The sequence below is a fragment of the Vibrio sp. 1078-1 genome (assembly GCF_033340475.1).
The window spans coordinates 1-689 of sequence record NZ_JAWOWM010000376.1 but is presented as its reverse complement, the minus strand read 5'-3'; the positions used below and the strand labels follow the sequence as shown (position 1 = coordinate 689).

The window sequence follows — 689 nt, the reverse complement described above, 5'->3', positions numbered from 1 at the left end:
TAATTACTAGGTTTAAGTGAAGTTGAACTTATGAAATTCGTAAAAATCGCTCTTATCGTCGCTGTTGTAGCTATTGCTCTGTTCGCGGCAAAACAAACTGGTATTCTTGAAATCATCACTGACATCAAGAGCCTACAAGATTGGATCGCAAGCTTTGGGGTATGGGGTTACGCCGTATTCGTAGCAGCATTCGTGTTTGCGTGTGTTTTCCTACTACCGGGCAGCGCGTTCACCATTGTGGCAGGTATCGTATTTGGCCCTATCAAAGGCGGTATCTTAGCGCTGTTTTCTGCAACGCTTGGCGCAGTAGCGGCATTCATCGTGGCGCGCTTCCTACTGCGTAATACCATCACGAAGAAGTTTCTCGACAACCCAATCTTCAAGAAAATCGATGACGGTGTAGCAGCAAACGGTACAAGCTTCTTAATTCTGACTCGTCTTGTGCCTGTATTCCCTTTCAGCCTACAAAACTACGCTTACGGTCTAACCAGCCTAAACCTAGGCACTTACGCACTGGTTTCTCTACTGACAATGGCGCCAGGCGCATTCATCTTCGCCTACATGGCGGGTGATATTGCGACAAACGGCGTGTCTGTGATGTTGCTAGTGAAGTTTGCGGTTGCGGGTCTTGTGCTGTTTGGTATGTCTCTGATTCCAAAATACATCGCGAAGAAAAAAGGCATCAACAT

General features: G+C 46.7%; 1 protein-coding gene. It reads left to right on the top strand.

Annotated elements, in window-relative coordinates; all coding sequences use genetic code 11:
* Positions 1–30: 30 nt before the first annotated feature.
* Positions 31–689: TVP38/TMEM64 family protein (locus R7190_RS27670; RefSeq protein WP_318137907.1), on the top strand; the 659-nt coding region annotated here is incomplete at its 3' end.